Origin of the sequence: Allosphingosinicella sp. (genome assembly GCF_036570505.1) — a bacterium.
GTDB lineage: Bacteria > Pseudomonadota > Alphaproteobacteria > Sphingomonadales > Sphingomonadaceae > Allosphingosinicella.
Map to the genome: position 1 here is coordinate 1 of NZ_DATCYB010000049.1, position 24,674 is coordinate 24,674.

A 24,674-nucleotide genomic window follows, 5' to 3' on the forward strand; every position below is an offset into this window, starting at 1 on the left:
GGACGGCGGGGTAGACGGAGATGCGCGAGGCGATGCCGCCGGCGGTCTCGCTCTTGAGCTCGGGGTCGGCGAAGTCGATCTGGCTGAAATCGCAGGCGCGCGCGGCCTGGAACTCGCTCTCCGGGTCGCCGCCCCAGCGCAGCATGTTGAGCGCCACCGCACGGTAGAGGAGGCCGGTGTCCATGTGCGGCAGCTTGAAATGGGCGGCGAGCGCGCGGGCGATGGTGCCCTTGCCGCTGGCGGCCGGTCCGTCGACGGCGACGATCATCCGGCAGCGAACCCGCGAAGGGCGGCGGCGAAGCCGGGGAAGCTGGTCTGGACGGGGGTCATGTCGTCGACCGTTAGCGGCTGGCGGCAATGGAGGCCAGCCACCGCGAAGCTCATCGCAATGCGATGGTCGAGATCGGAGGCGATGACCGCGCCGCCGGGGAGGGGGTCGCCGCCGCTGCCCCCGATGACGAGGCCGTCGTCGCTTTCCTCGACCCTGCCGCCGATCGCGCGGAGGCCACGGGCCATGGCCGTGATCCGGTCCGATTCCTTGACGCGGAGCTCGGCGAGGCCGTGGGCGCGGCTCTCCCCCCGGGCGAAGGCGGCGGCGATGAAGAAGATCGGGAATTCGTCGATCATGGCGGGGACGATGCGGGGCGGCACGTCCACGCCCTGCAGCGGGGCGTGGCGGACGACGATGTCGGCGACCGGCTCCGCGCTCATCTCGCGCGCATTCTCGAACGACAGGTCGGCGCCCATCGCGCTCAGCATCTCGAACAGGCCAGTCCGCATCGGATTGACGCCGACGCGCTCGATCCGGACCTCCGAGCCGGGCACGATCAGGGCGGCGACGATCAGGAAGGCGGCCGAGGAGGGGTCGGCGGGGACCTTGACATGCACAGGCTCGAGCGCCGTCTCTCCGGCGAGCGAGATCAGCCGTTCGCCATCCTCGCCGATCGCGACGTCGATGCGCGCGCCGAAGGCCTTGAGCATGCGCTCGCTGTGGTCGCGGGTCGGGACCGGTTCGATTACCCGGGTGATCCCGGAGGCGTTGAGGCCGGCGAGCAGCAGCGCGGATTTCACCTGCGCCGAGGCGACGGTCAGCCTGAAATCCCTCCCGACGGCGCCGGCCATGCCGCGCAGCGTGATGGGGAGTCGTCCGCCGGGGCCCGCGACGATATCGGCGCCGAGGCGGGCGAGCGGAGCGATCACCCGGTCCATCGGGCGGCGGCAGAGCGATTCGTCGCCGACGAAGGTAGCGGTGACCGGATGGCTGGCGATGAGGCCCATGAGCAGCCGCGTCGACGTTCCGCTATTGCCCATGTCGAGCGCCCGGCGCGGTTGCAGGAGGCCGCCGGTGCCGAGGCCGTCGACTTCCCAGGCACCGTCCCGGCGATCGACACGGGCGCCCATCGCCCTGAGCGCCGCCGCCGTGGAATGGACGTCGCTTCCCGGCGAAAGGCCCTCGATCCGGCTTCGACCGACCGCCATCGCGGACAGCATCAAGACGCGGTGGGAGATGGATTTGTCGCCCGGAACGGCGGCTTGTCCCTTGAGCGGACCCGCCGGCCCGAATTGCATCGGCTGAGGCTCGCCGCCCATCATGGGCTTGGCTTTTGACAGTCGCCTACCCATGTGGCAAGGCGCGCCGCGAACCCGGCAGGCCGTTCGGCACCGGCGCCGACTTTCAATTTTTGACTGGAGACACTTCACCCATGGTGAAAGCGGAATGGGGCACCAAGCGGACCTGCCCAAAATGCGGCACCCGCTTCTACGATCTCGGCAAGGAAGACCCGGTGACGTGTATTGAATGCGGCGTCTCGTGGGAGCCCGAGCCCGTGCTCAAGTCGAAGCAGCCGCTGCCCTTCGACGAACCGAAGAAGAAGGTCGTCGCGCCCGAGAAGGAAGATTCCGATCTCGCCGATGAGGAGGATCTGGACATCGACGAGGATGCCGAGGAGAATCCGGACGACGAGGTCGATCTGGGCGGCGACGACGACATCGGCGTGGCCAAGAAGGGCGACGACGACGAGGATAGCTAAACCCTCTTGGCAAGCGCTGCCTCCTATCCTAGAGGCAGCGCCCACACCCATCGAGGCACCAGCCGATGGGATATCGGGGCCGTAGCTCAGCTGGGAGAGCGCTACACTGGCAGTGTAGAGGTCAGGGGTTCGATCCCCCTCGGCTCCACCATTCAAGCAAAAAGTTGCTTGAATTCCCAACAGCTTGGAAGGAACCGTCTGCGGCGGTCCCACATTTTTGTCCCACAGATGCTTGCGCTCTAGTGGGCCGCTTTGGGGTAGTGAAGGACGCCCGAGCGTTCGGGAGGCGATTTCCGGAGCGCGAAACAGGTTGTCCGCGATGGTGTGTTCTGGCCGGAAGTCATGTTTCGGAGCCATGAAACGGGCAAGCAGACGTGGCCAAGCACTTAGTTGCCCCACACGCAACGTTTTCCATCGTACGTCCTGGGACGACCGATCGCGATCGATCAAACACGTTGATGATCGCGGCCATCTCCGGGAAAGTGGCTCCGTGACGTCGTCCCCCGCCATCAAACCGACCGCCATTCCAAGGGCCGGCTACGACTATCAGGATCTCGTCGGCATCGAGCTCTTGATCCGCTTTTTCCGTGATCCCGACCTATTCCAATGGGTCACCTTGGAATCGGACGATCCTGAAACCCGCTCGCTTGATGACGTCGTCGCCCTTCGAAGCGACGGCAGCGTCGAACTCATCCAGGTGAAGTTCACAGTCGACGGGGGGCGCTATCCTCTCGATTGGGACTGGCTCCTCGCCAAGAAAAAGCGAGGCACCTCGCTGCTCACTAAATGGGCATCCGCCTATGCGCGTGCTTTGGCGCTTGGGCCGGTCCACAGCGCGTCGTTGCGGACCAACCGCGTGCCTTCGGCTGAATTCCTCGCGTGCCTCGAAGGTAATCGCCTAGATCCCTCCCGGCTCGACCCTGAGCTGCGCGACCGTCTGTTCACCGAATGCGGCGGCGAGGCGCAAGCCGAGCGCTTCTTCCGTGACTTCGTCTTCGTCACCGGCCTCCCCGACCTCGATCGACTTGAAGTGCAACTGCGGGACACGCTAATCCCGACCGACACGGACATCGGCGGATGGAACCTCCTGCGCTCGCACGTGCGTCGCTGGTCGACGTTTTCCCGTGAACCTGGACCGGACGGTCGCATCCGGCACGAGCACCTCGTCCAGCTTCTCTCGCGCAAGCGCCCCAAGCCGATCCGACAGGATTTCCACGTTCCCGAACACTATGCGCCGCCCAGCGCCGCGTTCGACCGCGACTTCCTCAGCCGAATCGTCCAGCATCTCGTGCCCATCACGGTGCTCTGGGGAACGCCGGGCCGCGGCAAGAGCACCTATCTCAGCTACCTCGCCGAGGTCCTCGCCTCGGACGGATTGGTGATCCGCCATCACTATTTCCTGTCGCTTCGCGAATCCTCGGCGGATCGCACCTCCTTCTTCGACATCGCCAATTCGCTCTTCCACCAGATAGCGGCCAAGGCACCGGACGTGTCGCGCATCATAACGGGCGAGACCGCAAACCTTCGGGAGGACCTGGCACGGGTAGCCGATGCCTTGGCCGCGAAAGGGAGGCGGCTGTTCATCATCGTCGATGGGCTCGATCACGTCTGGCGCGATACCCACCGCGTCGACCAGCTTGAGCATCTATTCAACATCCTCCTGCCGCTTTCCGACAATATTAGCCTAATTGTCGGAACACAGCGGGTCGACGATACCCAGCTACCGAAGAAGCTGCTCGTGCAGGCGGAGCCCTCCGACTGGATAGAAATCCCCGCGATGGACCGGGTTGCGGTCCACGCCTGGGCCGAGGGGCAGGACGCTGCCCGTCCACTATTGCTCAACCCCCTTCACCATGGCGAGCGCGGCGAGGAAATCGCTCGGATCGCCGAGGCCTTCTGGAAGGTGAGCCACGGTCATCCGCTCCACCTCATCTACGCAATGGAGAGTCTCCGGTCGCGTGACGTCCCGGTCGACGCGGACGCGGTGGAGATGGTCCCGCCTTGCCCCGATGGTGACATACGCGAATATTACAACTCGCTGTGGGTTACGCTGCCCGCCGAGGCAAAGCGGGTGCTGCATGCGCTGGCCGGGTCACCATTCGCCTGGCCACCCCGCGGCGTCCGCCGTTGCTTCGGCGACTTCACCGCCGTCGAGTTCCTGCTGGAAAGCCGGCCTTCGGGTCTGATGCCCTTTCACGGCAGCATCTTCGCCTGGGTGCGCGAGCGCGTCGACCATGCCGAGATCGTTGATGCCCTCCTTCCCGACATCGTCGAATGGCTGAGATCCGATGCGCCGCCCGCGTGGCGATGGGCCTGGCTCTGGATCACCGAGGCACGCGCCGGCAATGTCGACCCGCTCCTCGCCGGCGCCTCGCGCGACTGGGCGGTCACCTCGCTGGCGCAAGGTTGGCCGGAGGATCAGATTGAGGGCGTCTTCGGCGAAGCCGAGCGGATCGCCTTTGATCGCGGCGAATTGGCGAAGACGGTCGCGCTGCGGTCCGTGAAGACCCGGGTCAGCAACGTCCGAGACTTTCAGGCGTCGAACTACGGACTCTTTCGAGCCGCGGCTATCGCCATTGCCGAGAACTACCAGCAGGCTCGCAACCTCCTCGACAAACTGACCGACCTTGACCATGGCGACCTGCCCTGGCTGGCACGGCTTGCGCCCGCCGAGTTGCGCGACGAGGTAACGATAGCCTGCGTCGAGGAACTTGCGCGTCGGATTGCCGCCTGGCTGGCCCTGAGACATCGCCCTGGCCAAGAATTCGTGGCGCTCGCCGACGCCTTCGTCGCTTGCGCTCTGCTGCAAGGCGAACCGGCCCTTCCGCGGATAATGCGCTTGCTGCGCGGCTTTCGTTCTCCCGCCGCGCGCCTGTCCGCTTACATAAGCGGCCTCGGCGATCGGGCCGACTTCGAAAGCCTGATCCGCCTTAGGGGCGAACTACGCTCCGTGAGGTGGGAGGAGCAGCGTCGTGAAATCGAGACGCAGCTCCTGAGAGCTACGCTACGCCTCGGCCGGGATCCGCGCAGCGCGCTACCCCGGCCGTCCCGCAGCCTCTCACCGATTGTGGGCGCATGGCGAAGGTTGCGACGGCCGCAAGCGCCCGTGCTCATCGCCGAGCCGCCGATCCCAGCGGACCTGCTGCGCGACCACTACTTCAGCGAATCCGCCGCCCAGCTCGAGCAGTTCTTCGTTGATGCCTTCTGGCTGTACGTGTGTCGTGCGGACGTCGCCGGCGGGCCGGTGCCTGTCTATTCCCAACTGGACCGGGAGGCGATGGGCTGGATGGCCGAGGGTCTCTCGGCGCTCGAGAAGGCGGCAACCTCGATCGTGTCCGGCGACAGCTACAGCTTCTCTACCCCCTATGAAGCAGCCGGCGAACTCGCCGCGATGCAGTTCAGCAACAGGCACGAGCGCGACTACAGCTTCTACACGGCATTCAAGCGAAGCCTCGTAAGGATCGCGGTCGACCTTCACCTCATGAGCAGGACCGGTCTTCCCGACAAGCTGATCCCGCTCTCCGAGTTCGACGCCGCGCGCGGATCGGTGCATTGGTCCGATTCCGCCTGGATCAGCGCGCGGGTGGCCGACGGATTGGTGTTGCTGTCCCCTGACGCGGCCAGCAGCATTCTCGACCAGCAGGTTCAAGCGCTCGGCACGCGAGTGACCGAGTTCATGGAGCGCGCCGCTGAATGGAGCGAGCTGGCTTGCTTCGCCCATCTCCATCGCGTCGGAGACCCGGCGACTTTAAACCGCCGGTCCGCCGACTGCCTACTGGGCTACGGCTATCGCAAGGACCTCAGCGCGATGGAGGTGCTCGACGCTGTTGCCAAGGTGCACAAACACGATCCGGCACGAACGCGGCAAAGACTGGAGGCACTCACTCCGGTGATCGACGTCATTACCGATTTCACGGACGGAGACGAAACCGACCATGTTCGGTCGGACCTGATCGATACCGTCGCCGCCACTCTGTCGGAACTGCTGCCCGCCTTTCATCGCCATCACATCGCCGATGAGGATTGGCGGTATGCGGACGAATGCCTGCGCGAGCTGCTGAAATCGGTTGACCTTAACGATCCATTCGCGGCGGGGCTGGCCTCGACCCTGATCGACCCGAGCAGCCTTGGCGTGCTGGCAAATCGAGCGGCAGACGACCGTGCGGCAAAAGCCCTGCATGCCAAGCAGCTCGACCTCTTGGGGAGTGCGCCGCCGACGCCGGAACGGCCGCAAAGCACGTCTCAAAGGGCCGAGAAGCGCCGCAAGCGCATCCCTGTCGGCCGGTTCTCTCCTCGCCGGCTTGCGGATCTTCTCGCGGCTGCCTCGGGTCCCGACGTTGGCTTCGATGAGCAGCGAACGGCGGTGAAACGTTGGCTCGAGCATTGGAACGCGAAAGGGCGGGCCCTCGAGGCCTTGACCGCGCTCGAGGCGCAGCTTGACCAGCTAGAGAGCGGAATCATCGTCGAGGAAGCGCTGGATAGCGCCTTTCGGGCGAGCCTCGCGGCAGAGGGGAAGGATGCCGCCTTCCGGTGGCTCGTGCGCGCTCATGTCTACCGTCGCGGCTGGGCCAGCTTCTGGGTCAGCGAAGACGAGATCATGGGGCGCCTTCAAGAGGCCGCGACGGTCTATCGGGACAGGTGGCTGGAATATATCCGCGAAACGGCGGGGCAGCCGCCTTATTGGGCCCGGCGCGGCTATGGATTGTCCATCGGCCAGAAATATCTAGTCCGGTTCCTGCTGCTTGCCGGCCAAATCAAGAAAGCTGCCGAGGTCACCGACGTGCTCGTCTCATCGCTCCTCGAGGAAGTGCAGGACCAGCCTGTCCCGCCGGCGGAGTGGCTATGACGGCAGCCTTCCTGGGGCGAGAATCGCTCGATTTCCTCGTGGCGCGCCTCTCTTGGCCGGTCCCGTTCGTGCGTTGGCGCGCCGCTCGCGCGCTCCGCGATCTCGTGGACGCGCCCGCCACGCGAACCGAGGCGACCGATCAACTGCTTCGCTGCCTGGCCTCGGCCCGCTGCGAATCCGAGGTCTGCACGATTTTGACGGTGTTTCTGATGGCACGGCCGGTAGCAAGGCCGGCGTCAAGCGTTCTCGCCACGACGCTCCTCCATCCCTCCATTCTTGCCAAGGTGCTTCTTCGGCATCTGGGTGGAACCGGCGATCTCGAATGGGAGCAAGCCCATTCCGGGGCAGCGCCCGACGAGTTCGAGCCGGAAGCCTATTTCGAGGAATTTCGAACGGCGCATGTGCCACCGATCCTGAGCACGAATCTCACTTGGCTCGAGCGGACGTCGCGCCGGCCGTTCATGCGACAGTGGGCATTCGAATGGCAAAAACTCCAGGAACGCACGGGGGTCCCGCGTACCGAATATCCTTATTATTTCGACAGCTTTGCGGAGGTGCGCAGCGGCATCATCGGCCAGTATATCCAGGGCCAGGGCGAGCTCTACCGGTCCGCCTATCTCCGCACGCTGGCGCTCGCTGTGGAGCGCTGGCGTTTGCCCGCCGGCCTCGCAGAAACTCATGCTATGGACGTGGTCCCAGCGGTGCCGGGCCTTTTCGAGATCGATCCAGTGAAGCGGCCTGCCTGGCTAGGAGACATCCCGGAGCGCTGCGCAGCGTCCCCAGACGACCTAGGCCGCTTCGCGCGCGAGCTGATCGACGTCTCCCGCTCATTGGAGATGCAGCCCGTATCCCTCGATATTCCAATCGACTCGGCCGTCACCCAATATGGTGCGCTCGAAATCTCGTCCTTCCTCGTAACCGATGAGTTCACCATCGAGCACGTCCCAGAGGACAGGATCGAGCTCGCGGATTTCGAGGCGGCGTTCAGCATTGGCGGGGAACGCCCGGAGACGCCGCTTCCTAAATATTCGGACGATGGCCCAGGCGCGGCGGCGCCCGTCTGCCCCTCCATGCTCCCTCAGCCGTACGGGTACTGGCAGGGACACTATTTCGCCACCGGCTTGCCCGTGCCGGCGAGCTATGTCGTCCCTTCGTCCACGCATCTGAACTGCACCCGGAGCGGCCTCGAACTCGTCAATACCGATCGCTTGGTTGCGAAGACAGCTTTCTGGCACGATCGTTGGTCGCCAGACTATCCACGCGATGGCAACACCCGATGCGGGGTGTGCGCGATGCTAGAACCCGCCCTGCTTGAGGCGGCGATGACGCGGCTGGGCCGCCGGCTCGTCTGGAAGGCGCGAATCCGCTTATGGCGGCGAGAACGTGACCACGGCGATTACAACCTTGTCGAGAGGATTGCGGTTCTACGAGACTGACGCGCCGAACAGGAGAGTCGCTCCAATCACGTGCCGAGGTACACGCCCCGCTTGTCGAACTTGCTCTTGATCACCCACCTCTCGGGGCCTCCCCCATTTATCGCGTTCGGCTTCGCACACTTGGCATTCGGTCATCATGCCGGCAGGCTAAGAATGCCTCAGCGCCGGAACTGCGCGCTGCTGCTCAGTCCATGGGACGTGTGCACGTCGCAAGGCGGTAAACGGCCGCATTTTGAGACGTGAAACGAGCGTTGGACGACCGAAACTGAGGCGCAGAGATGACGTAGCCAGCTGAGGAATGGCGCGGGGACAGACACGCCACTGCGGGCAACGTGCTTCATATTAGTCCTAAATTTGCTTTACCCTTGATCTCGGCATTGCTGCTTAGACGGAATGGGGGCGCACATGGTCAAGTCGGGAGTTGAGACGGTAACTGCTGGGGCGGCAGCATTTCATGCGGCGCTTTCGCCCTTTATTTCGTTGACGGTGGCCAAGACCAAAGACGTAGCGTCGGCCGATCAGCTTGATAGGTGCCTGACGGACATCGAAGCCATCTGTGCTGCGGAAGAGCAACCGGCAACCTCTTCCTTCACACGGCTTCCAGAGCAGCGGCCCGGCGGCGTGCGCCTGCGCGCGATGTGGTACAAGAGGACGCTCACGCCGGCCTGGACATCCGACAGCAGCTTCGTTGATGTTCAGCACCATCTCGCCGTCGCCGTCGTGCGCAAAGACCATCTCGCGCTGCATCTAAGCGACCCCAAGCTCAAGGGGCCGCTGCGGGCGGCGCTGATCGGCGAATTGGACCCAGCCGCACCTCTCACCTGGCTGTCGCCGATCCCGCGCGCCATCATGTCTGCGGCCTATCTCGAGGCCGGCCAGGCGAAGACTTTGTGGCTGTCCGGAATCCATCGCCGCACTGCCGCCAAGGCGGACGCAAAGATTTTGGCGGGACAGGATCTCGACTATTCGCTCGATCCTTTCGACGACCAGAGCTTCTATTGGTCCTCCGCGCGCTCGCGCAGCTCGTCGCTTCAGATCACCATAGGGGTTTCGCCCAAGGCCTCGCGCGTCTGGGTCGGCAAGGCGCGGTCACTGAGCGACTTCGCTTCCTCCGCCGCAGTCCTGATCGATGCGGTGGCAGCAGCGAAGCGGGCTTCAGGCGAGCCATTCCGCTTCCTCGCCGTTCCGATGGAAACGCTTGATCCTGCAACGGTCAACAAGGCCTATGATCTCTCTATGCTGCCGCCCGACATGGTGGCGGATGGAGATGACGACCCCGACACGGTCAATGCCGACGCTGCAGCAATCCTCTCCACCACCCTCATCGCCGAAGCTGGCACCGGCGCCGACGTGAAGCTTGTCATTGAAGAAAATGGCATCGCCATCGGGGCGCTCACCTTGAACGTGACGATTGGAGGCGACGGCAAGGTCCGGTACAAGACCAGGGATGCCACGCCGACGGGCGTCGATGACGAGCGCTTCACACGCCTTATGGCTCTGCTCGTCCGAGGCGCGGGCGTGAACATCCGCTACGACAGCGGGCACAGCGTCTCGGACCGGCAGGTCTATGCGCTGCGGCCATCGCGGATCGGGTTCACTCAGTTCGAGCCGCGAGATTTTGCCACCTTCAAGGTTAAGCAGGAGAAACCCTCCGACCTCACGAGAATCGGCAAAGAGAAGAGCCTCTTTTGCTGGGTCCAGCAGACCCACAAAGGCTGGCTCGCTTGCGATGACGGTGCCAATGAGAAGGCCGACTTCATCCACCTTGACGACAGCGCCAAGCCGCCGGTGCTTTCCCTGATCCACGTCAAGGGTGCCAAGAGCGACAAGCCGAGCCGCGGCCTCTCGGTGGCCGCCTACGAGGTCGTGACCGGCCAGGCGATTAAGAACGTTCAGTGGCTGGACAAGCAGACGCTGGCCAAGGGCCTCGGCGACGCGGCCCGCGCGAGCAATCATTTCTGGAAGGACGGCGCGCTCGCCGCCAAGGATGATTTCGTCGCTGCGATCCACGCTCTCGGCGACAATTATGACCGAAGGGTCGTCATCGTCCAGCCGCACGTGACTGAGGGCGCAAGGAAGAAAGCCGATGCTGCCAAGGATGGCGTCAATCGCCTGCGGCTCGACCAGCTGAACACGCTACTCGCCAGCGCATGGCGCAGCTGTAACGGGCTCGGTGCGGATTTTCGGGTGATCTGGTCGAACTGATCCAGAACATTGCTGTCCGCTTTCGGCTCAACTTTGGCTTCGTTCTCATGTCTGAAATTGGCGCCAAGCGGAAGTCCAGCGATCGGCGCTAGCGAGACATCTTGCTACTGATCATCCACGCTGTAGAACATCGGGTTGCGGAGCCATTCGTTCACCGCGGATTCGCGCCAGCCGGCGCAACGCGCACTGAGCTTTAGCTGTTTTGGGAATGTGCCGTTTTGGACCTTGCGATAGAGCGTCGACCGGGTGAGCCCAGTGCGGGCGAGGACGGCATTGATCCGGATGATACGATCGGGATTTTCTGTCGACATTATGTGGTGCAACTTCTGTGGCCGGTCTGGCTCCCCACAGGCAGGATTGGAACGTCGTAAGGGTGACGCAATAGGGTGAGATTGAAAGACGTCTGAGCTGCACCCAAGAAGGCTGTAGTGCACCATAAATGTTCCTCGGCGCCCCGAGCCGGCCGTTTCCGGCTCTTCCAGGCGCCGGATAGCATCTCACAGTGTCTCATGGCGTCTCGCGCCTGCGGCGCGACCGCGTCCTATCCGCTGCGCTCCACCGAGCCGGCATCGCCGTCTCGTCGCCGTGGCGTGACGATCGCCTGACGCGAGGGCCGAGTCGGAGCCTCGGCCTGCCGGTCACCGCGCATTGGCGCGGCGTGGTTGATCTCCGGCGTCGATCTGGCGGGGTGGGCGTCGCTACCCTCTAGGCCCGCCGCGGCGTGCCGCAACCGGCTGCGCCGGTCCTCCTCTTCGTTGCGGTCCTTCGGATGCGGCCCGCCGCTTCGCGCGGGCCTTCCGGTTCGCTCCTGCCGCCCACCCCGCCATTCCGGCGCCGGTTGCGGTGTTTGAAGGAGCAAGGATCATGGAACTCAGGCATATCGACATCGCCAACCTATCCGTGTCGTCCGCCAACATGCGGGCGAAGGGCAAGGCCCCGGACCTCGCCAGCATCCTGCCGTCCGTGCGGACGCGCGGAGTGCTGGTGCCGCTGATCGTGAGGCCGAACGGCGGCGAGGAAATCTTCGAGATCGTCGCCGGCAAGCGGCGCTATCATGCGGCGCTTGCCGTCGCGGAGGAGAGCGGCGAGGCCGAACCGCTGCCCTGCGCGATCATGGCCGCTGGCGACGACGCGGCGGCGCTGGAGGCCTCGCTGATCGAGAACGTCGCGCGGCTCGATCCCGACGAAGTGACGCGGTGGGAGAGCTTCACTCGGCTTGTGAAGGAAGGCCGCAGGCCCGAGGAGATCGCGCTCACCTTCGGCCTCACCGAACTGCAGGTGAAACGTACCCTCGCGCTCGGCAATCTCCTGCCGCGCATCCGCACCCTCTACCGGCGCGGCGAGATCGACGCCGCTACCGTGCGCCATCTCACACTCGCGTCCAAGGCGCAGCAGCGCGAGTGGCTGACCCTGCTCGACGACGAGAACGCCCATTGCCCAACCGGCGCGCAGTTGAAGGCATGGCTGTTCGGCGGCGCGTCCATTCCGACCAGCGCGGCGTTGTTCGACCTTGCCTCCTATGAGGGTGAGGTCGTCTCCGACCTGTTCGGCGAGGACAGCTACTTCGCCAGCGCCGAGGCGTTCTGGACCGCCCAGACTATCGCGGTCGACGCGCGGGCGGAGGCCTATCGCGAGGCCGGATGGGGCGAGGTCGTCATTCTTCCGCCGGGACAGTATTTCCAGACGTGGGAGCATGAGCGCCGGACCAAGCGCAAAGGTGGCAAGGTCTATATCGCCGTCAGCCACCGGGGCGACGTCGCCTTCCACGAGGGCTATGTCTCGCTGAAAGAGGCGAGGCGGCAGGAGCGCGGCGACAGTACCGGCAAGCCGCAGCGGCCCGAGATCACCGCTCCAATCCAGAACTATATCGACCTTCACCGCCATGCCGCCGTCCGTGCCAGGCTTGCCGACGAGCCGTCAGTGGCGCTTCGGCTGGCGCTCGCCCACGCGATCCTCGGCTCCGGCCTCTGGACCGTCCGTGTCGAGCCGCAGCGGGCGATGAACGATGCCATTGCCGAGAGCGTCGAAACCTCGCCATCCGAGACGGCGTTCGACGCGAAGCGAAGGCGCGTTCTCGACACGCTTGGGTTCGACGCGGAAACCCGGACCGTAAGTGGTAGCTATCCGGGCGAGCATGGCCTGTCCGGCCTCTTTATGCACCTTCTTACGCTTCCGGATGAGGCGGTGCTGGCGGCGCTGGCATTGGTCATGGCCGAGACGCTGGAGGCCGGCACCGCCCTCATCGAGATGCTGGGCAGGCACCTCAAGCTGGACATGGCCGAAACCCATGCGGTGGACGACGTGCTTCTCGACTTGGTCAAGGACCGCGAGGTGCTCGACCGGCTCGTCGCCGACGTGGCGGGCGAACAGGCAGCAGCGGCGAACGCCAGGGCCACCGGCAAGGTGAAGCGCAAGATCGTCCGCGACTGCCTCACCGGCCAGAACGGGCGCGAGAAGGTTGAGCGCTACGTGCCCCGCTGGATGGCGTTCCCGCCATCCGCTTACACCGAGCGGGGCGGCGTCGGCACCGTCGCCCGCGCCGACGAGGTGGCGGCGCTGTTCGCCTCTCCCGAGACGGAGCCGACGCGGGAAGCCGCTTGAGCCGTTCCGACTGGCGGCGGGCGACCGCCGCCAGTCCTTCCTTCGGAGATATCCCATGACCGACATCGATCCGATTGACCCGGCGCGGCTGCAACGCGCCTACGACAGGCTGCCCGACTTTCACGCGGCTATCTTCTCGGCGAAGCGTCACCACGCCCTCACCTATGCCGAGATCGCCGAGCAGACCGGGCTCACGAGGCTGCAAGTCCAGCGCATCTTCGCCGATGCGCTCTACCGATTGGGCCGCGACGTGCGGGAGCAGGAGCAGGGGATCGCGATCGGCCCGCTGCGCCGTTTCCTTCGCGACCGGATGTGGGATGCCGAACTGGCCCTTCGCGTCTGGCGCGACCGGCTCTGACCCTGTCGCCCGGCCGGCGAACTGCGAGTCACCGGCCGGGCTGGGCAGCACTCCAAAGCCCGACTAGGATGATACCGATGCGCACCGATATCGACCATCTGCCGCCCGCCAAGCAGCGCGAGCTGGAGCGCGTCGTCCAGATCCTCTTCGAGGAATTCGGCGATGCGACGGCAATTGCCACGTCCGGCTGGAAGAAGCAGGCGCGCATCCTCAAGGTCATCCTCTACGGAAGCTATGCGCGCGGCGGCTGGGTCGACGAGCCGTACACCGCCAAGGGATACCAATCCGACTTCGACCTGCTCGTCATCGTCAACCATCAAAAGCTGACCGACCGTGTCGAGTTCTGGGCCACGGCCGAGGACCGGCTTAACCGCGAGCTCGCGATCACCAAGACGCTGAGGACGCCGGTCAACTTCATCGTCCACACTTTGCAGGAAGTGAACGCGGGACTCTCCGAAGGTCGCTACTTCTTCATGGACATCGCTCGCGACGGCATCGCGCTCTACCAGAGCGACGATACCGATCTGCCGGAGCCGCAGCCGAAGACGCCGCATCAGGCGCTGGCGATGGCGCGAGAGTATTTTGAGGAGTGGCTGCCGAGCGCGAACAAGCGTTTCGACGGCGCCAAGTTTCATATTGCACAGGGTAATTTGAAGGATGCAGCGTTCGACCTGCATCAAACGGCCGAGCGCTACTATCACTGCGCCCTGCTAGTTTGCACCTTCTACACGCCGCATGTCCACAACCTCGGCTTCTTGCGCACGCAGGCCGAGCGGATCGACCCGCGCCTGATCGACGTGTGGCCGCGCGAGGCAAAGGCCGACCGTTCGCGGTTCGAGAAGCTGAAGGAAGCGTACGTGAAGGCGCGATACTCCAAGCACTATCGCATCACCGAGGAAGAACTCGGCTGGTTGGGGGAGCGCGTGGAAGAGCTAGGCCGCGTGGTGGAGGTTATCTGCTCCGAACGGCTGGACGAGCTTGAGCGAAGCCTCGCAGCCTAAACTCGACGAGGAAAATATGCACAAGCGAAAATATCAGATCACGGGGATCGACGACTTAGGCGATGTGCACCTCTTCCTGACGAACGATCAGCAGCGCGCCGCAGGCGTCGCGGAGGCAATGCGGGAAGAGTTGGACGAGGTTGAGGTGGTGGAGCGGCCAAGTTCGGAATGAACCCTTGGCCTTATCAAGTGCAGGCCGTTTCAAGAGAACCGCGTCACACGAGGTCGCCGCTTGAAGCGAACGCGATCCTCCCCCTCAATGAGAAAGGCATCATAGCCTGCATCGCGCCAGGCGCGGCACTGGACGTGTCGCGATCCAAGGCTGATTTCGTTCGCCCACCACTGCGGACGCGCGGCGCTGTTCGGCAGCATCGCACCCAGCACACGCTCGATATGAGTGAACGTCATCTCGATCTCACCGGCATCTTTCCTCCTCAGATACCGGTGGAGTGGGTCGTACTTCGCCATGATTGCCATTCTGACACGTCGATGAAGAGGGCGGCAAGAGGCGGCGCTGGCGGAAAGGAAGCAGGGCGATTGCTTCAGTCCTCCCTCCCGAACCCTCGCTGTCCGCGCCGCCGCCAGAGCAAGATCTTATTGTTGCCGGTCGAGCTTCGAAGCTTTGCCGCGCCCTCCAGCAACAAACCGAACATCGCCGGTCGATCATCGTCGGTGAGCTCCACCAGACCAGACTTCACCACCAGGCCGCCGAGTTCGATGAGCTGCCGAGTTCGTTCGCGGCGCTTCACAACCCACGCTCGCGTATCTTCACGCGCGCGCCGCGCCACCAATCGGTGGCCTGCCGCGGCCGCTCGCCTGAGCGCGGTCTGCGATTTGCGTAGACGCGCCAGCAGCGCTCCGCCGCGACCTTTGAAAGAAGGCGACGCCTCGCTTGCGCCACGCCTCCTTCACCGTCGGCTCCGCTTCAGGCGCGGCGAGCAAGGCGCCGGCGAGCGTCTCGATCGGCAACGTGTCCGCACCGGTCGCGACTGCAAGCTCGCCGAGTTGCCGAAGCTTCTTCTCTTGGAGCAGTTTGGCTCGTTCGCCAATTGCCTTTAGTTCCGAATCGAAGTCGCGCGGTTTGCGCATGGTCTGGCCTCCGAGTAAGTGGGAGGCTGACCAGTTATTGAAGTCTTCGATAAGGCTCAACAGCCTGAAATCTCTTGGGACCGCTGCGTCCCGAGAAAGATGAATTCTTTTGAGGGCGCGCTTATACGTCGTGCCGACGTGCGCTTGTAAGTGTAGATGGTATGTCGCCCATGGCGATCTACCACTTCTCCGCCAAAGTCATCTCCCGCGCCAGCGGATCGTCCGCCCTGGCGGCCGCTGCCTATCGCTCCGCGTCGCGTCTCCACGACCAGCGACTCGACCGCCACCACGACTTCTCCAACAAGGCCGGCGTCATCCACTCCGAGGTCATGTTGCCGCAGGGCGCGCCGGATCACCTCTCCGACCGCGAGCGCCTGTGGAATGAGGTCGAGGCGGCCGAGAAAAGGATCGACGCGCAGCTCGCGCGCGAGGTCGAGTTCGCGATCCCGCGCGAGCTATGCCCAGAAATGGGCATAGCCCTTGCCCGCGACTTCGTTAGCCAAGAGTATGTCGGACTCGGCATGATCGCCGACCTCAACGTCCACCGCGATATCGGAGCAGACGGCGAGCCCAAGCCGCACGCCCATGTCATGCTGACTATGCGCAAGGCTGGCCAGGACGGCTTCGGCAAGAAGGTCCGGGACTGGAACCGTACCCAGCTTTTGGAACAGTGGCGGGAGCGCTGGGCAAGCCATGTCAACCAACGCCTGGCTGAGCTCGACATCGATGCTCGCATCGATCACCGGTCGTTGGAAGCACAAGGCATCGACCTTGAACCCCAGCACAAGATCGGCCCCGCCGCTACCCGCATGGCTGCACAGGGGCTGGCGCTTGAGCGGGTCGACGAGCATCGCGAGATCGCCCGGTCTAACGGCGACAAGCTGCTCGCCCATCCCGCCCTGGCGCTGGGCGCCATCACCCATGGCCAAGCCACGTTCACCACCCGCGACCTTGCCATGTTCGTCCATCGGCACAGCGACGGAAAAGAGCAGTTCGATCGGGTGATGGCTGCCGTGCGCGGTTCGCCCGAGCTGGTCGCGCTCGGCCGTGATGGACGCGGGCAGGAGCGGTTCACCAGCCGCACCATGATCGATACCGAGCAACGGCTGGAGCGCTGCACGACTAATCTGGCAGAACGCCGCCACTATGGGGTGGCGCGGCGGGACAGGGATCTCGCGTTGGCTCGCGCTGCCGCGCGCGGCATGACCCTGTCACCCGAGCAGGGCGGCGCGTTCGAGCATGTGACCGAGGCGAAGGGTCTCAGCGTCGTCATCGGCTATGCCGGCACCGGTAAATCGGCAATGCTGGGCATCGCGCGCGAGGCGTGGGAAAGCTCAGGCTACCAGGTCCGCGGCCTCGCCCTTTCCGGCATCGCCGCCGAGAACCTTGAGGGCGGCTCCGGCATTGCGTCGCGGACCATTACCAGTCTTGAACATCAATGGGCGCAGGGGCGTGAGCGGCTGTCGGTGAACGACGTGCTGGTCATCGATGAGGCTGGAATGATCGGCTCGCGTCAGATGGAGCGCGTGATATCCGAAGCCGAGAAGCGCGGCGCCAAGATCGTGCTGGTGGGCGATCCCGAGCAGCTCCAGGCGATCGAAGCGGGAGCGGCGTTCCGCTCGATCGCGGAGCGGCATGGCGGCGTCGAGGTGACCGATATCCGCCGCCAGCGCGAGGAATGGCAGCGTCTGGCGACGCGGCAGCTCGCAGCCGGGCGCACCCGCGAGGCTATCCGGCAATATGAAGCGAGCGGCATGGTCCATGCCGCCGCCACGCGCGAAGGCGCGCGGATGGAGCTGATCGACCGTTGGGATCGCGACCGGATCGCGGAACCCGGCGCGAGCCGAATCATCCTCACGCATACACGCGCCGAGGTGAAGTTGCTCAACGAGGCCGCGCGGGAACGGATGCGCGAGACCGGCGAGCTGGGCGAGGATGTGAAGGTCCACACCGAGCGCGGAACCCGAATGTTCGCGCACAGCGACAGGGTCATGTTCTTGCGCAACGAGCGCTCGCTTGGGGTCAAGAACGGATCGCTCGGACGGGTGGACGCGGTACACGCCACCCGAATGGCCGTGACCCTGGACGATGGCCGAAGCCTGTCGTTCGACTTCAAACACTATGCCCATGTCGATCATGGCTTTGCCGCCACCATCCACAAGGCGCAGGGCGTGACGGTGGACAGGACGCATGTGTTGGCGACGCCGGGGCTCGATCGTCACGCCGCCTATGTGGCGCTGTCGCGGCACCGGGATAGCGTGCAGCTTCATTATGGCGAGGACGACTTTGCCGATCGGGGCCAACTCGTTCGCACTCTCTCTCGCGAGCGCGCAAAAGACATGGCCTCGGATTATGTGCGCGGCTTTAGCGAGCGCCGGGAGATCAGGTTGCCCCGGAGCCGACCGCACGTTCCGGAAAAGCCGCCAGAGCGCGCGCCTCGACAGCGCGACATGTTCAAGGCCCTGGGGCTGACGTCGAACCCCACGCCGGTCTGGCATCAATCGCGGGCACTTGCCCCTGCAGTCACCCGCCATGCCCGAATCGTCTCCGCCATCCTGTTTGCCCGCAGCATCGGCGATCCGGCTTCAGTGGAGCAGCGCGCCGAACTTCGGCTCAGCCGCGCCGCGCTCGATGCGATCACGCCAAACGGAGCAAATGACCTTGAAGCGGCATTCGCCGCTGATCGCCCCCTCATTGCCGAAGCGAGAGACGGTCGCACAACGGACGCGATACGCGCCATGCGACTGGCAGCCGACATGCGGGTCGATCCGAAGCTGAGGGCGGACGTGTTTGTCCAGCGCTGGCAGACGCTGGAGCGGCAGCGTCGGCTGCTGCTGCGCGACCATGAGGACAGCCGGGCCGGGAGAATAGCGGATGCGATGACAGGCATGGCGAAAGGTCTCGAGCGCGACGCTCAGGTGGAATCGCTCCTGCGAGCTCGCAAACGTGAGTTGGGATTGCCCGCCGTCCCGGAGCGCACCACCGGCCAGAGCTTGATGGAAATGATTGGTAGAGGTCGCAGCAGAGGTCTCGACATCGGAATGTAAGGAAAGCCGCGGGTTTTGGCGTGCTAGGCTCCGGATCTCCATTCACAATCTCGGGAAGGGGATACGATACCCCTGGTCATTGTAATTAAAGTCGTCACTTAGATATTGGCGTATGTACAACGGCCTGTCTTCTGGGTAAAACAAAAAGGCACCGTACATGTCCTTCGGAAGCGCTTGTGCTTGCCGAACGTCCACGCGAAATCTCATCATTCTTTCAGAGCGGGCGTTTTCTCTCCCGGGCGATCGGCTAACATCAATTATTCGCCCCTCAATCGCATAAATGCTATCTGGAAACTCTGGTGTTACACCAATTCGATCGATTATTGGATTGCTTTGTTCAACCTCTTTCGTTTGCGCAACATATTCCTGAAGCGCGTCAAGAGCCTCTGCTTCTGAGGACAGCGAAATAGGTCCCGCCTGAACTAGATATGCAGGGTCAGATCCACCGCTCAATTCAGCATCACGAAGATAGCATGCCGAGCTGAACAGAACTGGATAGTAGGCTCTCTCACTAGATCCGGATGGTGCAGATCGATCTGTAATCGGAAAGAAAGCGATGGCTCCTTTAAAATTGAAACTGCTTTCGGATTGACTTTCGCTTTCCTGACTTTTCCAACACTTCTCTATGTCAGCGTATCCCGTGAAGGGCACCTCGTTTACTTGGAAACTGTGGTCCATAGGAGGGCTCCGGCTGTCATTACAAGCCTGCAATGCAACCGTGAGCGCCACGCCCAGAATGAGCCGAGGAACGGAAGTGCCTAAATGGACGAAATTCATGTTAGAACGCATCATCAATTTTATCCTTGCACTCCGCTAGATGTCTTCCCCCGACTCCGCAGTAGGAGCCCAGCAGGTACCTTTTGACGTTATTGATAACGGTGCCCCCTGTGTCTCCCGGGCTATAAATGTGACTCCTCTGTTGAAGTCCAATGTCTACGAGAGACTGAGTAAGGAGAGCTTCTCCTTCTCGCGAGAATTTCTCTGATGCTCGCTGGTAACGTCCGTCCGTATGTTGGTCTCGATGAGTCGCCTCATGAGTCAAGGCTGCACCCCATGAAATGCCTTGGCTCCCGTTTATGCGACCGGGATCAAGAGTGATTGTGGACGTTTCCGGCGAGTAGTTCGCCACGTCTCCGCCTGCTGAGCCGGTATTAATTGTCAATCCGTTACCATCACCTTCCGTGCCGATTGTGTTCAGTGTGCGTCCGAGCCTCATGGCCGCTCCATTTATACGACTGCCCGTTGGAGGTCCCCGTCGAATAAGCTGATCTCGTGCTTTGACGATTGCCGATCTCGCTTTAGCAACATCGTCGCATCCTGCATCGCATTCATACGCGCCGGTCGGGTCTGTCCCATTGATCGGATCATTTGCGACATAGTCGTAGAGGTTCATCTGATCCTCGTACCCCACAGGGTCCGTCTGCAGGAACCGCCCCAGCGTAGGCGAGTAGATCCGGGCCTTGTAGTGATACATGCCCAAGTCCGGCAGCCACGCCTGTCCGGTATACTGGAACCGCCCGACGTTGGTGCTCTCGGGGATGCCATATTCGTCATAGGCGTTGATCGCGATGCCGGCGCCGCTCGCGTTAGCGACCGCGACAATCGAGCCTTGGTGATTGGCATGCAGATAGCGGCGGGTCGCGTTGCTGGCGGCCGCCCCTTCGTACCACACCATCGGTTCGTCGACCCCCGGCCCATGGACATAGCGCCTCAAGACGGTGCCCGAGCTGCTATACTCCGCCACGAGCTCGTCCCCGTCATAGAGGAACCGGGTCGTTCCCGACGCGCCGGTCACCTCGTAGAGCCGCCCCAGAGGATCGTAGCGAAGGCTCGCGCTCTTCGCGCCCGAGGCTCCCACCAGACGGTTCTCAACATCGTAGGTGAACGTCGTCGAGCCATCCGAGGTGAGGTTACCGTTGGCGTCATACGTGAAGCTCGCCGGACCCGCCGTGTTATATTGGTTGAGGCCGTTCGCCGCATAAGCGCGATCGACATTGACATGGCCGTTCCAGGCATAGGCGTCGTTTGAGCGGGTGTGCGTCACGATCTGGCTCGCCGGATTGTAGGAGAAGTCCGATATGAGGTCGTGCGCGGCGCCGTCGAATGCGTCGGAAAGCCTCGTGGGCCGAGAGACCGGATCATAGGCATAGCTGGTCGCGGTCGCATCGGTGCCGCCGCCGCGGGTGACATAGGACCGCCGTCCCTGACTGTCATAGGTTGGTCGGATGAGCGGATAGGAGCCGTTCTCGTATGTCGCCGTCAGCCGGCCGAGCGCGTTATAGCTGGAGGTAAAGTAAACCCAGTCGGGATGAGTGACCCGCGTCCGGTTGCCGGCGGCGTCATAGGTGTAGCGGAGATAACGATGCACACCGTCCATGGAGAGCCGGCTGGAGACGAGCCGACCATAGGCGTCATAAATATTGTTGACGCCCTCGCCCGTCGTGTAATCGAACCGGGCGTAGGTCTGAAGGTCCTTGATGTCGTAACCGTAGAACACGTCGCGCGTATGCGTGGACGAGAGACCCGAGCGCGCCGGCACCGTCTTGCGGGTGACGCGGTTCAGATTGTCGTAGGTGTAGCTAAGCGTCAGTCCGTCGCGCTTGCGCAAAGTAAGGCGGTTGCCGTTGTTGTCGTAGGTATAGGCTTCGTAATCGGCTTCATTGAGCTGGCCGGGCGTCGTCTTGGACGGAAACACCCAGCGGTTCTGGCGATCGAACCCGTCATAGCGCATCTCGGCCTTGTTGCCGTTGGCATCCGTCACGCTCTTGCGCTTGCCGTTGGGCGTGTAGCGCAACAGGAGTGACCCGGTCCTGGGCCAGATACCGGCCCCACGAGTCCATCAGTCGCCGGCGTCGTTCGAAGAAATTAGTGCGGCGATACGCCGCTTCCACCCGGTCCGGAAGCTGATGAGCGAGCGCCTTATCGACGACCTCTTTGGGGAAATCGGTCTGCTCCGCCGCCCAATCGGTGAAGGCGCTGCGGAAGCCGTGTACCGTGATCTTTTCGAGCCCAAGGTCGCGGAGCACCTTGGTCATAGTCATGTCGCTGAGCGGCTTTTCTCCCGTGTTGGAGAAGACAAGACCATTGTCGTCGGTGCGCAGGGGCCAGCGGCGTCTGAGGATCGCAACGGCCTGTACCGAGAGCGGCACAACATGCGCCTTCTTCATCTTCATGCGAGCAGCGGGGATCGACCAGACACCGTTCTCCAGATCGAACTCTGGCCACACCGCCAAGCGGGTCTCACCGGAGCGCACTGCAGTGCAGATGGTGAAGAGCAGAGCATCGCGCCCGGCCGCGGCGGGAAGCGCGCCGAGTCGTTCGATGAAGCCCGGCACCTCCGCATAGGACATCGCCACGAAGTGATTCGTGTCGGCAGGTTGGCGCGGCAGGCCTTTGCGCACCGAGCGTAGCGCGGCCTCATGCGGGCACCAGCCGGCAATGTGCGCATAGTCGAGAACCGTGCCGATCCGCTGCAACACCCGCCTTGCCGTCTCGGGGATGGTGAGCCAGATCGGCGCCAGCGCATCGCGCGCCATCACGCTGTTGACGGCATCCACTGATACCGAGCCGAAGGCCGGGAAGATGTGGTTTTCGAGAGAGGAAAGCCATGAGTCGCTGTGCCGCTTGTTCGCCCAGCCGCCCTTAAGCGCCTTGTGGCAGGCGCGCGCGGCTTCCGCGAACGTCGGCACGGTCGGTTGCGGCAAAGCAGGCTTGGCGCCCACTTCCTCGCCTCTCAGGAGTCGAGCGCGAAGGTCAGCAGCCTTGGTGCGTGCCTCGGCCAGCGACAGCCGCGAAGCCGATCCCAGCCCCAGATCGCGCCGCTTGCCGTCCACCTGGGTGCGTAGTACCCATGCGCGCGAGCCGCTGTCGCGGACTACGAGATATAAGCCACGGCCGTCGGCGTGGCGGCCGGACTTCGCATGCTTCACTTGGAGAGCCGTCAAGCCGGGCATTCTGCAGCTCCTTCGTCCCACATTTGGTCCCACACTTCGCATCGGCTTGTGTGGGACGATAGAAGATTGTCGGAGACGTCTACTCGGCACAAAACGAAGAGAAACAAAGCCTTGGAGACGTCTTGACTTCCTCTGGAACGAAAGCTTTACAGACCTCGGCTCCACCAATCGATCCAATCAATCGAAAAGCGGCCTCGATCTCGGTGGCCGTCCAGGATGTCGCGATGGGGTGTCACAGCCGTCATTCCGCGACCCATCCCTGGTGACGCCCTCATGCTGCGTCGTTCGCCCTGAACCGCTGGCCCGCTCATGGTCACTTCCGCACGTCCGCCAGGCGGCGTCTTCCAAGCGCCCATTCCAGTCACTCGACCCGCAGGATTGATTGCCGGTTAGCTCACATTGGCATGCGTCGGTGAACTCGCCGCCGGCGAGTCCTGCTGGAGTCTTGTCGAACAGCTAGGGTTCCACTATCGGAGGTCTATTCGTCGGACTCGGCCCTGCCGGGTGGCTCGGCCGGGCGCCTATCCCCCGGACAACCCAGTGAGCACAGCACAGTTGCGACCGGTCAGGCCGGAGTCGCCCGTAGCGCTCGTCCGTCTTTCGGATTTTCTATATGCCTTCATTCGCCGCGCTTCAGCGTGAGTGGTTTTCAAACCCGCGCGGGGACATCCTCGCCGGTATCGTCGTCGCACTGGCGCTGATCCCCGAAGCGATCGGGTTCTCGGTCATCGCCGGTGTCGATCCGCGCGTAGGACTCTACGCCTCCTTCTCGATTGCCGTGATCATTGCGTTGGTCGGAGGACGGCCCGGGATGATCTCGGCCGCCACGGCGGCAATCGCGGTGCTGGTGGTCCCGCTCATCCGCGACCACGGCGTCGAATATCTGTTCGCCGCGACAATCTTTATGGGAATCATTCAGGGGGTGGCGGGCTTTCTGCGCGTCGACCTCTTGATGCAGTTCGTCTCGCGGTCCGTCATCACTGGCTTCGTCAACGCGCTCGCCATCCTGATCTTCCTGGCGCAGGTGCCACAGCTGACCGGCGTGGGCTGGGAGACCTACGCCATGGTCGCCGGCGGTCTCTCGATTATCTACTTGTTTCCGCGCCTGACCAAGGCGGTGCCGTCTCCGCTGGTGGCGATCATCGTGCTGTCGATCCTTTCGATCTGGCTCGCGCTGCCGGTCAACACGGTCGGCGACATGGGCGAAATGCCATCCTCACTGCCCTATTTCCTGCTGCCGGACGTGCCGCTCTCCCTCGAGACGCTCCGGATCATCCTGCCCTACTCGCTCACCATGGCTGCGGTGGGGCTGCTGGAATCGCTGCTCACTGCCCAGATTGTCGATGATCTCACCGACACGCCAAGCGACAAGGAGCGCGAGGTGAAGGGCCAGGGCATCGCCAATTTCGTCACCGGTTTTCTTGGCGGCATGGGTGGCTGCGCGATGATCGGCCAATCGGTGATTAACGTGAAGTCAGGCGGACACACCCGGCTCTCGACAATGGTGGCCGGCCTTTTCCTGCTGTTTCTTATCGTGGTACTGGGGCCATGGGTCGCACAGATCCCGATGCCGGCGCTGGTGGCCGTCATGATCATGGTCTCGATCGGCACGTTCAGCTGGACGTCGATCCGCAACCTCAAATCGCATCCCTGGCATAGCTCGGTCGTGATGGTGGGGACGGTCGTCGTCGTCGTTTGGACGCACGATCTGGCGCAGGGCGTGCTGGTAGGCGTGCTGCTGAGCGGTATCTTCTTCGCCAGCAAGGTGCGCCGGCTGTTCGCGGTCCGGCCCACTTTATCCGAGGACGGTCACGCTCGGACCTACGTCTTCACCGGCCAGATATTCTTCGCCTCGGTGGAGAGGTTCCTCGCGGCCTTCGACTTCAAGGAGGTGATCGACACGGTGACCATCGACGTCAGCCGCGCGCATTTTTGGGACATCTCGGCGGTCGCCGCGCTCGACAAGGCGGTGCTGAAGTTCCGCCGCGAGGGCACCAGCGTCGAGGTTGTCGGGCTCAACGAGGCGAGCTCTACTATGATCGACCGCTTCGGCATCCACGACAAGCCCGGCGCCGACGACGCGCTGGCCGCGCATTGAGGAGAGGGAC

19 protein-coding genes, 1 tRNA gene and 1 other annotated feature are annotated in these 24,674 nt (G+C 63.5%); of the genes, 11 read left to right on the forward strand and 9 right to left on the reverse strand.

Annotated features, from left to right (window positions below; all coding sequences use genetic code 11):
- Positions 1–268, reverse strand: a 268-nt coding sequence (locus VIR62_RS04545) for a (d)CMP kinase (RefSeq protein WP_431869072.1), incomplete at its 3' end; no start/stop codon positions are given.
- Positions 265–1,593, reverse strand: a complete 1,329-nt coding sequence (gene aroA, locus VIR62_RS04550; protein WP_431869073.1) for a 3-phosphoshikimate 1-carboxyvinyltransferase — start codon at positions 1,591–1,593, stop codon at positions 265–267. The genes VIR62_RS04545 and aroA, both read right to left, overlap by 4 nt.
- Before the next feature lie 110 nt (positions 1,594–1,703).
- On the opposite strand from aroA, the gene VIR62_RS04555 reads away from it, so the two are divergent.
- The 5 genes from VIR62_RS04555 to VIR62_RS04575 all read left to right on the forward strand — a co-directional run bounded on the left by VIR62_RS04555 (position 1,704) and on the right by VIR62_RS04575 (position 10,517).
- Positions 1,704–2,030, forward strand: coding sequence for a TIGR02300 family protein (locus tag VIR62_RS04555; protein ID WP_431869075.1), 327 nt, complete (start codon positions 1,704–1,706; stop codon positions 2,028–2,030).
- 75 nt (positions 2,031–2,105) lie between these two features.
- A tRNA-Ala gene (locus tag VIR62_RS04560) sits at positions 2,106–2,181 on the forward strand.
- A gap of 339 nt (positions 2,182–2,520) precedes the next feature.
- Positions 2,521–6,876, forward strand: coding sequence for an AAA family ATPase (locus tag VIR62_RS04565; protein WP_431869077.1), 4,356 nt, complete (start codon positions 2,521–2,523; stop codon positions 6,874–6,876).
- The gene (locus tag VIR62_RS04570) at positions 6,873–8,312 is read left to right on the forward strand and encodes a hypothetical protein (RefSeq protein WP_431869079.1); all 1,440 of its coding nucleotides are present in this window, start codon (positions 6,873–6,875) and stop codon (positions 8,310–8,312) included. Before VIR62_RS04565 ends, VIR62_RS04570 begins: the two co-directional genes overlap by 4 nt.
- Positions 8,313–8,798: 486 nt before the next feature.
- Positions 8,799–10,517, forward strand: coding sequence for a hypothetical protein (locus tag VIR62_RS04575; protein WP_431869080.1), 1,719 nt, complete (start codon positions 8,799–8,801; stop codon positions 10,515–10,517).
- Positions 10,518–10,621: 104 nt separating this feature from the next.
- Here the strand turns inward: VIR62_RS04575 and VIR62_RS04580 are convergent, their stop codons facing one another.
- Positions 10,622–10,828, reverse strand: a complete 207-nt coding sequence (locus tag VIR62_RS04580; protein WP_431869082.1) for a helix-turn-helix transcriptional regulator — start codon at positions 10,826–10,828, stop codon at positions 10,622–10,624.
- A gap of 553 nt (positions 10,829–11,381) precedes the next feature.
- Between VIR62_RS04580 and VIR62_RS04585 the strand changes: the two genes are divergently transcribed.
- The 4 genes from VIR62_RS04585 to VIR62_RS04600 all read left to right on the forward strand — a co-directional run bounded on the left by VIR62_RS04585 (position 11,382) and on the right by VIR62_RS04600 (position 14,649).
- The gene (locus VIR62_RS04585) at positions 11,382–13,118 is read left to right on the forward strand and encodes a ParB/RepB/Spo0J family partition protein (protein ID WP_431869084.1); all 1,737 of its coding nucleotides are present in this window, start codon (positions 11,382–11,384) and stop codon (positions 13,116–13,118) included.
- A gap of 55 nt (positions 13,119–13,173) precedes the next feature.
- Positions 13,174–13,476, forward strand: a complete 303-nt coding sequence (locus VIR62_RS04590; RefSeq protein ID WP_431869085.1) for a sigma factor-like helix-turn-helix DNA-binding protein — start codon at positions 13,174–13,176, stop codon at positions 13,474–13,476.
- Positions 13,477–13,553: 77 nt separating this feature from the next.
- Positions 13,554–14,477, forward strand: coding sequence for a HEPN domain-containing protein (locus VIR62_RS04595; protein ID WP_431869086.1), 924 nt, complete (start codon positions 13,554–13,556; stop codon positions 14,475–14,477).
- Positions 14,478–14,493: 16 nt separating this feature from the next.
- A complete protein-coding gene (locus VIR62_RS04600; protein WP_431869088.1) occupies positions 14,494–14,649 on the forward strand; it encodes a hypothetical protein in 156 nt (51 codons plus the stop codon).
- Between the two features lie 29 nt (positions 14,650–14,678).
- Here the strand turns inward: VIR62_RS04600 and VIR62_RS04605 are convergent, their stop codons facing one another.
- From VIR62_RS04605 to VIR62_RS04615, 3 genes are all read right to left on the reverse strand, one after another.
- Positions 14,679–14,945 carry a DUF7662 domain-containing protein gene (locus tag VIR62_RS04605; RefSeq protein ID WP_431869089.1) on the reverse strand — a complete coding sequence of 89 codons (267 nt, stop codon included), beginning with the start codon at positions 14,943–14,945 and terminating at the stop codon, positions 14,679–14,681.
- A 74-nt stretch (positions 14,946–15,019) separates the two neighbouring features.
- Positions 15,020–15,226: a conjugal transfer protein TraD gene (locus VIR62_RS04610; RefSeq protein ID WP_431869090.1), complete on the reverse strand. Its 207-nt coding sequence runs from the start codon at positions 15,224–15,226 to the stop codon at positions 15,020–15,022.
- Positions 15,227–15,245: 19 nt separating this feature from the next.
- A complete protein-coding gene (locus VIR62_RS04615) occupies positions 15,246–15,626 on the reverse strand; it encodes a conjugal transfer protein TraD (protein ID WP_431869091.1) in 381 nt (126 codons plus the stop codon).
- Positions 15,627–15,736: 110 nt separating this feature from the next.
- Here VIR62_RS04615 and traA point away from each other — a divergent pair, with 110 nt between their 5' ends.
- On the forward strand, positions 15,737–18,613 hold the full coding sequence (traA, locus tag VIR62_RS04620; RefSeq protein ID WP_431869093.1) for a Ti-type conjugative transfer relaxase TraA: 2,877 nt from the start codon (positions 15,737–15,739) through the stop codon (positions 18,611–18,613).
- 42 nt (positions 18,614–18,655) lie between these two features.
- On the opposite strand, the gene VIR62_RS04625 is transcribed toward traA, so the two are convergent.
- The 3 genes from VIR62_RS04625 to VIR62_RS04635 are packed head-to-tail and all read right to left on the reverse strand — an operon-like array spanning position 18,656 to position 22,608.
- Positions 18,656–19,405 carry a hypothetical protein gene (locus tag VIR62_RS04625; protein WP_431869094.1) on the reverse strand — a complete coding sequence of 250 codons (750 nt, stop codon included), beginning with the start codon at positions 19,403–19,405 and terminating at the stop codon, positions 18,656–18,658.
- The gene (locus tag VIR62_RS04630; protein WP_431869096.1) at positions 19,392–21,407 is read right to left on the reverse strand and encodes an RHS repeat-associated core domain-containing protein; all 2,016 of its coding nucleotides are present in this window, start codon (positions 21,405–21,407) and stop codon (positions 19,392–19,394) included. Before VIR62_RS04630 ends, VIR62_RS04625 begins: the two co-directional genes overlap by 14 nt.
- A complete protein-coding gene (locus VIR62_RS04635; protein WP_431869097.1) occupies positions 21,334–22,608 on the reverse strand; it encodes a tyrosine-type recombinase/integrase in 1,275 nt (424 codons plus the stop codon). Before VIR62_RS04635 ends, VIR62_RS04630 begins: the two co-directional genes overlap by 74 nt.
- 442 nt (positions 22,609–23,050) lie before the next feature.
- Positions 23,051–23,104 (forward strand) — a sequence feature (sul1 is cis-regulatory element that is thought to sense ions involved in sulfur or methionine metabolism; They are found in Alphaproteobacteria).
- 75 nt (positions 23,105–23,179) lie between these two features.
- Between VIR62_RS04635 and VIR62_RS04640 the strand changes: the two genes are divergently transcribed.
- Positions 23,180–24,664, forward strand: coding sequence for a SulP family inorganic anion transporter (locus VIR62_RS04640; RefSeq protein WP_431869098.1), 1,485 nt, complete (start codon positions 23,180–23,182; stop codon positions 24,662–24,664).
- Positions 24,665–24,674: the final 10 nt, after the last annotated feature.

What these genes read in the sequence shown, in the direction of transcription:
- aroA (WP_431869073.1), bottom strand. Translation starts at nt 1,593, where the DNA reads ATGATGGGCGGCGAGCCTCAGCCGATGCAATTCGGGCCGGCGGGTCCG.
- VIR62_RS04555 (WP_431869075.1), top strand. Translation starts at nt 1,704, where the DNA reads ATGGTGAAAGCGGAATGGGGCACCAAGCGGACCTGCCCAAAATGCGGC.
- VIR62_RS04570 (WP_431869079.1), top strand. Translation starts at nt 6,873, where the DNA reads ATGACGGCAGCCTTCCTGGGGCGAGAATCGCTCGATTTCCTCGTGGCG.
- VIR62_RS04580 (WP_431869082.1), bottom strand. Translation starts at nt 10,828, where the DNA reads ATGTCGACAGAAAATCCCGATCGTATCATCCGGATCAATGCCGTCCTC.
- VIR62_RS04585 (WP_431869084.1), top strand. Translation starts at nt 11,382, where the DNA reads ATGGAACTCAGGCATATCGACATCGCCAACCTATCCGTGTCGTCCGCC.
- VIR62_RS04590 (WP_431869085.1), top strand. Translation starts at nt 13,174, where the DNA reads ATGACCGACATCGATCCGATTGACCCGGCGCGGCTGCAACGCGCCTAC.
- VIR62_RS04595 (WP_431869086.1), top strand. Translation starts at nt 13,554, where the DNA reads ATGCGCACCGATATCGACCATCTGCCGCCCGCCAAGCAGCGCGAGCTG.
- VIR62_RS04600 (WP_431869088.1), top strand. Translation starts at nt 14,494, where the DNA reads ATGCACAAGCGAAAATATCAGATCACGGGGATCGACGACTTAGGCGAT.
- VIR62_RS04605 (WP_431869089.1), bottom strand. Translation starts at nt 14,945, where the DNA reads ATGGCGAAGTACGACCCACTCCACCGGTATCTGAGGAGGAAAGATGCC.
- traA (WP_431869093.1), top strand. Translation starts at nt 15,737, where the DNA reads ATGGCGATCTACCACTTCTCCGCCAAAGTCATCTCCCGCGCCAGCGGA.
- VIR62_RS04625 (WP_431869094.1), bottom strand. Translation starts at nt 19,405, where the DNA reads ATGATGCGTTCTAACATGAATTTCGTCCATTTAGGCACTTCCGTTCCT.
- VIR62_RS04635 (WP_431869097.1), bottom strand. Translation starts at nt 22,608, where the DNA reads ATGCGAAGTGTGGGACCAAATGTGGGACGAAGGAGCTGCAGAATGCCC.
- VIR62_RS04640 (WP_431869098.1), top strand. Translation starts at nt 23,180, where the DNA reads ATGCCTTCATTCGCCGCGCTTCAGCGTGAGTGGTTTTCAAACCCGCGC.